The sequence below is a fragment of the Rhodospirillaceae bacterium genome, from assembly GCA_018662005.1.
Classification (GTDB): domain Bacteria; phylum Pseudomonadota; class Alphaproteobacteria; order Rhodospirillales; family JABHCV01; genus JACNJU01.
Window position 1 is genome coordinate 1 of record JABJHA010000042.1, and the last position, 7,120, is coordinate 7,120.

Sequence of the window (7,120 nt, forward strand, 5' to 3'; positions counted from 1 at the left end):
CGGCACTGGAGCAAATCAAGGTCTGGGGCATTGACGGTATTTCAACATCGCTTGCTTCAATCAATAAAAGAATCGCCGGGAAGTTGGCAAATCTTGGCTTTAAATTACCAGAGGACGCCCAGCGTTCACCCCACATGTTTGGCGCCGTATTGCCGGGTCACTATGATGGTAATCTGGTTTCCGAACTGGCGGGCAGGAACATTTACATCAGCCAACGTGGCAACGCCTTGCGCTTCGCCCCTCATTTGCATGTTAATGATCAGGATGTTGATCGTCTTCTGAATGCACTGGAAGAGATGGTTGTTTAATGAAAATTCCGCTTTATCAAATTGATGCTTTTGCCGAACAGCCTTTCGCCGGAAACCCGGCTGCTGTTTGCCCATTGGACGCGTGGCTGGGGGATGACGTCATGCAATCCATCGCCATCGAAAACAACCTGTCGGAAACCGCCTTTCTGGTCGGCGGTGGTGGCGCTTACGACCTGCGCTGGTTCACCCCGGCCCACGAGGTTGATCTGTGCGGCCATGCGACACTAGCTTCCGCCCATGTGGTGCTCAATACCCTGGAGCCGGACTGCGACGAAGTTCGCTTTTCAACCCGCAGCGGTGATTTGTTCGTCAAGCGTGATGGCGAGCGCCTTTTAATGAATTTTCCGGCAATCGAGAACACGCCGACGCAAACGCCCGAAGGGTTGGAGCAGGCTATCGGCGTCAACATTGAACAAACCCTGACATCCAATCAGGATCTGATGGTTGTCGTCGCCGATGTGCAAGCCATCCTGAACCTTGATCCGGATTTCGATTTCCTCGCCACACAAATTAAGGAGCGTGGCCTGATCGTCACCGCACCCGGCGATGACTGTGATTTTGTCTCCCGCTTTTTCGCCCCCCAGGCGGGCATCAAGGAAGACCCGGTGACAGGTTCCGCCCATTGCCAGATGGTGCCTTTCTGGTCGGCGCGCCTGGGCAAGAAGTCCCTGTTGGCGCGGCAACTTTCCACCCGCGGCGGAACCCTTTATTGCGAGGATGCCGGTGACAGGGTAATGCTTGCGGGGAAGACGATTCCATTTTTGGAAGGCGCGATAACCCTATGACCTTGTCACTTTCTTTGGACGAACTGGAACAAGCGTCCCGGCGTGTCTATGCGCACATGCAGCCAACCCCGCAATACGCCTGGCCACTGCTCGCCCAAAGAACCGGCTGTGAGGTTTGGGTCAAACACGAAAATCATACCCCCATCGGCGCCTTTAAGGTTCGTGGCGGCCTTAATTACATGCAGTGCCTGAAAGAAGAACAACCCTGCGTTTCTGGCGTTATCTCCGCAACCCGGGGCAACCACGGCCAGAGCATCGGATACGGTGCCCGGGTCACCGGCATGGCGGCGACGATCCTGGTGCCATTTGGCAACAATCCGGAAAAGAACGACGCCATGCGGGCTTTGGGGGTTGAACTCATTGAGCACGGCGAGGATTTTCAGGAAGCCGCCGAACATGCCCAGACCCTGGCCACGACCAAGGGCTTGCATATGGTGGCGTCGTTTCATCCATGGCTGGTTGCCGGTGTTGCTTCTTACGGCCTTGAATTATTCCGCGCCACTGCTGATTTGGGTGCCGATCTGGATGCGGTCTTTGTCGCCTTGGGAATGGGTTCGGGAATCTGCTCCCTGATTCAGGCGCGCAATGCCCTGGGACTGAAAACAAAAATATATGGCGTTGTTTCCGAAAACGCCCCGGCCTATGCGCTGTCATTCAGGGAAGGCAAGGTGGTGACGACTGAAAGTGCAGACACCCTTGCTGACGGCGTCGCCTGTCGCTCGCCAAACGAGATGGCGGTTGAGACAATTCTTGATGGAGCCGCCGACATCATCACGGTTAGTGAGGATGAAATTCTGGTGGCCATGAGCCATTACTTCACCGACACGCATAATGCTGCCGAAGGGGCGGGCGCGGTACCGCTGGCTGCACTGCTGCAACGACGCAGCGAATTTGCCGGAAAACGGGTTGGGCTGATACTATCGGGTGGAAATCCTGATAAAGCATTGATGATGCAGGCACTGGAAAGTGGAGAATAAGACACATGACCGAAGAACTGTTTCGTGACGATGGTTACCTGAAAGAATGCGAAGCGGTGGTGAGCGGCGTCCATGAAGGTGGTATCGAGCTTGATCGCACGGTCTTCTATTACACAAGCGGTGGCCAGCCGGGTGACACCGGTACGCTGACAAGCGCTGGTGGTGTTTCCGTCGATATTATCGATACCCGCAAGGATCGAGACAGCGGCGCCTATCTTCATGTTCCGGCGGAAGGCTCGGCTGCTTTTTCTGTCGGTGAAAAAGTGACGGCCATGATCGATTGGCAAAGACGGCATCGGTTCATGCGTATGCACACCTGTATGCATCTGTTGTGCAGCGTCATTGACGGCGGCGTCACCGGCGGTTCAATCGGAGAATCCAAGGGGCGCATCGACTTCGACCTTCCTGTCCTTGATCTGGACAAGGAAGCCATTGCCGCCCAAATCAACCAGCGTATTGATGAAAACCTGCCCGTTACCTCGTCGTGGATCAGTGATGAGGAAATGGCCTCGAATATGGATATGGTTCGCACCATGTCGGTCAAGCCGCCCAGTGGTCAGGGCCGGGTTCGCCTGATCAATGTTGAAGGGGTAGACCTGCAACCTTGCGGGGGCACCCATGTCAAAGCGACGGGAGAGATTGGCAGGGTCCGTGTCGGCAAGATAGAAAACAAGGGCAAGCACAACCGGCGCGTCAATCTGCATTTCGTCGAGTAGCCCGAGTAGCCTATGACAATCGTCATCAATCACGCCCGCGGCAAGGTCGATATGGGCCATATCCGCGATCTGTTCACGGAATATCATGAGTGGCTGGGGGTTGATCTGTGCTTTCAGGGTTTCGGGACCGAAATGAAAAACCTGCCTGGCAAGTATGCCGAGCCACAGGGATGTCTTCTACTGGCGCGTGAAGAAGAAGAGGTCATCGGCGGGGTTGGCCTTTGGCCGCTGGATGAAGGCGTCTGCGAAATGAAGCGGCTTTATGTGCGCCCGCCCTGGCTTGGTCAGGGGCAGGGGCGAAAATTGGCGCACGCTATTATTGAGCAGGCTCGTGAGCGTGATTATCGGCGCATGTGTCTGGATACGTTGCCGCAGTTGACCGCCGCGTTGTCGCTATACCGTTCACTCGGATTCGCAGATACAGCACCGTATTACAATAATCCCATTGATGGGGTCAGTTATCTGTCGCTCGACCTGACCTAAGAGGCGTTCTGCACCGAATCGTAAAAACGGCAGAAGTCCAAGGTATTTCGTCAATAATTTGTTATGATTTGAATGTTAGACTTTTTCGACTGGTGTTTGGTTTGTGCGTTGCAGCCGAATCCGGTTAGCATTACGGCTGCTTTAGGCAATGGGCGAAGGGGAAGCAAGTATCGTGATAATGTTGAACGTGTCGGGGCGGATCAAGGGATTCACGGTTTGCGTTGTAATGGCGCTCGGGCTTTCGGCCTGTGGCGGCGCCATGAATTCAGATCTGCTGCAAAATGCTTTTTGGGCCAATGGGCCGACCGGTAACAACACCGCCGCTGAGCTGGGCGTGGCAGAGTTGGCCAAGGGCAATTACATTGAGGCCGAAACCCATTTCCGCAGCGCCCTTAAAAAGAACCCGCAGGACGTCCACGCCTTGCTTGGTTTGGGAATGCTCTACCAGAATAATGGCCTGACCACCCGGGCCCGGCAAATGTACGAAGCCCTGTTGGCGATCAGGCCCGATGAGACCAATCAATTCGTCGTTTGGAAGAATTTGCAAACCCGTCCGATTTCAGAAATCGCCAGCGTCAACCTGGCGCTTATTGAAAGTGGTGGTGTGTTGACATCAATGGGCCGCGACAACGAACCACAGGGGCTTGCCGAACCGGGTATGGCCGATATGGGGCAACCGATTGCCGGTGCGCCAACACCAATGGCAATGACGGCACGGACTATGCCATCCATGCCCGCCCAGCAGGAAACTTTCGTCGATGCCGGGATGCCCCGATTTGCGGAAGCTGACAGTAATATCGTCTCGCGTTTTAAAACCCTGATCGCCTTGCGCGATCAAGGATTGATCACACCGGAAGAATTCAGCACCCGCCGTCAGGCCAACGTCGGTGCGTTGCTGCCGCTGACCTCGCCACCACCGGCAGCTGGGCTCGACCGCCCGGTGCCAAGCACGGAACAAATTTCCGGACGCCTGCGGGCGATCGGTCGCGGCCTTGAAATGCGGGCAATTTCTGTCGCCCAGCATTCTGCCGAACGATCGATGATTTTGGATGCGATGATGCCTGCCGCCCCGGTCTCGGTCGCCAATCCCGGGCGTCCGCCGCAAGGTCTCCTGCAGGCCGCTGACAGTGTTCGCTGGCTTGAACAGTTACGGGAGAGCAGCTTGATTACGTCGGACGAATATGCCCGCGAGCGTGGCGCCATTGAAGAATACATGAGCCCGGCGCCAGCTGCTCCGGCACCAATGATGGAAGTCGCACCTGTGCCATTGTCATCAAGCCCGGCCGAAACCGGGGTCCCTGTCCAACTCAGCGGGCCGCAACCGGCTGTGCATCTTGCCTCTTATCGTTCACGCAAGGATGCCGAACGGGGTTGGTCGCAATTGCGCCGCGCCCACAAGGCCGAGCTCTCCAGCCTGCAATCGGAAATCAGCGAGACCAATCTTGGCACCAAGGGCATCTTCTTTCGCCTTAAGGCGGGGCCGCTGCAAGACAAAAGCGCAGCCGACGGCCTGTGCCGCCAACTAAAGAGTCGCCGTCAATTCTGCGAAGTAACATTTATGAATGCTGGGTAGGGGTTATTTGTGGCCTCTCATTAAGGCTCAAGCCCCTCAAGCGCCGGGCGCTCACTCCGTTCGCTTGGCTTAAGCCTCTGGAAGTCAAGTTTCAAATGGCGACAGGAGCCATATCCGTAATAACCGGGCTCACATACTTTCTACCAAGCCCGCGACTGCGGGCCGCCGTCCCTGCGGCGAGCCAAGGGTTCGGAGAACCCGCCCGGCGCCTGAGGGGCAATAAAAAAAGAGGCAACATTATAACCCTAAAAGTCCCCGCGCCTCATCCACAGTCGCCGGATGCCGCTCGAATTCTGGACAAATATCGACAATTTGCGTGACCAGTTCGGCGTTGCTGTCGGCGAGGCGGGTTTTGTCGAATTTCAGATTATCTTCCAGCCCGGTACGGACATGACCACCCAGTTCCAGGCACCAACGGGCGACGGTTAACTGGTGACGGCCGATGCCGGCTGCTGTCCAGGTGGCATCCGGCATCAGGTCGTGTAATTCTGAAATACCGAATTCGAGAACCTGCCTGCGGGCGGGCAGGGCGTTGGGAATGCCCAGCACGAATTGCACATGGGGCGGGGATTTTAGCTGCCCTTTGTCAACCATCGCTTTGGTGTTGTAGAGCATGGCCATATCGAAGGCTTCAATCTCGGGCTTGATATTGTGATCGAGCATAATTTGCGCCAGCCCGGCGACCAGTTCGGGATGATTGTCATAGATCTGTTTGGCAAAATTGACCGATCCGGTCGCCAGCGAGGCCATGTCGGGATTCAGAAACAGCGGCTTGCCGCGTTCATCCTGGCTGCGTCCGCGGCCACCGGTGGAAATCTGGAAAATCATGCCGGGGCAGTGTTTGCTGACCCCTTCCATGAGGGCGGCGAACTTGTCAGGGTCTGATGATGAGTCTTCGTTATCTTCCCGGACATGGGCATGAACCAGCGTCGCCCCGGCTTCAAAAGCCTCGTGGGTCGATTCAATCTGTTCGGGGACGGTGACCGGTACAGCCGGGTTATCGGCCTTTCTGGGCACCGCGCCGGTGATGGCGACGGCAATGATAACGGGTGTGGTCATATCTAGGGTCTCTTTACTGGGCCGGGGCCGGGGGCGGGGCTGTTCCATCTACGGCCGGGGCGGGGAATTCTTCGGCTCCCTTGGGCGAGACGGTAATGGTGACTTTGGAGCCGCGCAAGGTGGCGCTGGTGATCTGGATCGTCGCGACACGCTGGCCACGGGTATAGGTCATAACGCTGGTGTCCGAGCGCACCGAGGTAATTTCCTGCCAGCCGAAACCGGTCATTTCCTGCTTGTAGAAGTCGAACATGTCATTGGGACCGTGTGAGGAAGATATCACCAGGCGGCCAATCCACGCGTCGTTGGTGCCAAAAACGAGGGTTTTGCTCATATCCATCTCGACCTTGACCGGCATTGGCAGGTCAGGGAAGCGGGCAAAGGACGTCTGGGTCGGGGCTTTTTGGTCATCTTTGCCCGGGTCGGGCGACAAAACCTGCCCCATCTGGCCAGCACAGGCGGCCATTGACAACGACGCCAGCACCATCAAGGCGGTTAGTTTGAGGGTTTTCATGACTGTATTTTTCCCACTATCGATTTATATATGACGTCCACAATCGAATCATTGGTTAAATCCTATAACATTCAAGCCCTTTAAAGCCAGCCACACAGAGCGGAATCAGACACGTGGGACAGGGGCTTGCTCGTTTTATTGTGCGTTGCAGCAATTTTTTTCTGTTCCCGCCTAAAATAAGGGCCAGTTGCAAGCCCATACCGACTGGGTTATAATGGCGGAATACATACGGTTTGCGGACTGTTTATAATTTTTCGAAAAAAATGCGTTTTTAGGTTTGACAGGGTCTACTGTCAGGCCTATAACCCGGCCTCCGCGACAAGGTCAGGTTGGCCAGATAAATCGCGGTTTTTGTTTGCTCTTTGACATTGTGAATATGATTTGGAAGGGATGCGCGGGCGGCGGTCTAATGTGCTTGCACTTTAAGACTCCGTTAGTGTGCATTCTTTCAGTTACGTAAAACGTAATACGAAACATGTAAGTTTGTGCACAGGACGCTCTTTGTTGTTCCCCAAGGCTTTGGCCAAAGGGAATTTAACTTGAGAGTTTGATCCTGGCTCAGAATGAACGCTGGCGGCATGCCTAACACATGCAAGTCGAACGAAGGCCCAGAGCTTGCTTTGGTGTCCTTAGTGGCGGACGGGTGAGTAACGCGTGGGAATCTACCTTGGAGCGGGGAATAACTATTGGAAACGATAGCTAATACCG

At 55.5% G+C, this 7,120-nt stretch carries 8 protein-coding genes and 1 rRNA gene; 7 read left to right on the forward strand and 2 right to left on the reverse strand.

The window, feature by feature from the left end:
* The 6 genes from HOL66_15760 to HOL66_15785 form a co-directional block, all read left to right on the forward strand.
* The coding region (locus tag HOL66_15760; GenBank protein MBT5245692.1) for an aminotransferase at window positions 1-308 on the forward strand (308 nt) is incomplete at its 5' end.
* Window positions 308-1,093 carry a PhzF family phenazine biosynthesis protein gene (locus tag HOL66_15765; GenBank protein ID MBT5245693.1) on the forward strand — a complete coding sequence of 262 codons (786 nt, stop codon included), beginning with the start codon at window positions 308-310 and terminating at the stop codon, window positions 1,091-1,093. The genes HOL66_15760 and HOL66_15765, both read left to right, overlap by 1 nt.
* Entirely contained in the window at window positions 1,090-2,070 is a 981-nt protein-coding gene (locus tag HOL66_15770) for a threonine dehydratase (protein MBT5245694.1), read from the forward strand. Before HOL66_15765 ends, HOL66_15770 begins: the two co-directional genes overlap by 4 nt.
* Before the next feature lie 5 nt (window positions 2,071-2,075).
* The gene (locus HOL66_15775) at window positions 2,076-2,786 is read left to right on the forward strand and encodes an alanyl-tRNA editing protein (protein ID MBT5245695.1); all 711 of its coding nucleotides are present in this window, start codon (window positions 2,076-2,078) and stop codon (window positions 2,784-2,786) included.
* A 12-nt stretch (window positions 2,787-2,798) separates the two neighbouring features.
* A complete protein-coding gene (locus HOL66_15780; protein MBT5245696.1) occupies window positions 2,799-3,269 on the forward strand; it encodes a GNAT family N-acetyltransferase in 471 nt (156 codons plus the stop codon).
* 172 nt (window positions 3,270-3,441) lie between these two features.
* On the forward strand, window positions 3,442-4,842 hold the full coding sequence (locus tag HOL66_15785) for a tetratricopeptide repeat protein (protein ID MBT5245697.1): 1,401 nt from the start codon (window positions 3,442-3,444) through the stop codon (window positions 4,840-4,842).
* A 237-nt stretch (window positions 4,843-5,079) separates the two neighbouring features.
* On the opposite strand, the gene HOL66_15790 is transcribed toward HOL66_15785, so the two are convergent.
* Together HOL66_15790 and HOL66_15795 are read right to left on the reverse strand one after the other, a co-directional pair.
* Window positions 5,080-5,901: a 3-keto-5-aminohexanoate cleavage protein gene (locus HOL66_15790; GenBank protein ID MBT5245698.1), complete on the reverse strand. Its 822-nt coding sequence runs from the start codon at window positions 5,899-5,901 to the stop codon at window positions 5,080-5,082.
* Between the two features lie 13 nt (window positions 5,902-5,914).
* Entirely contained in the window at window positions 5,915-6,412 is a 498-nt protein-coding gene (locus HOL66_15795; GenBank protein MBT5245699.1) for a hypothetical protein, read from the reverse strand.
* 533 nt (window positions 6,413-6,945) lie between these two features.
* Here HOL66_15795 and HOL66_15800 point away from each other — a divergent pair.
* Window positions 6,946-7,120: ribosomal RNA gene (locus HOL66_15800) — 16S ribosomal RNA — on the forward strand; the annotation flags it as partial.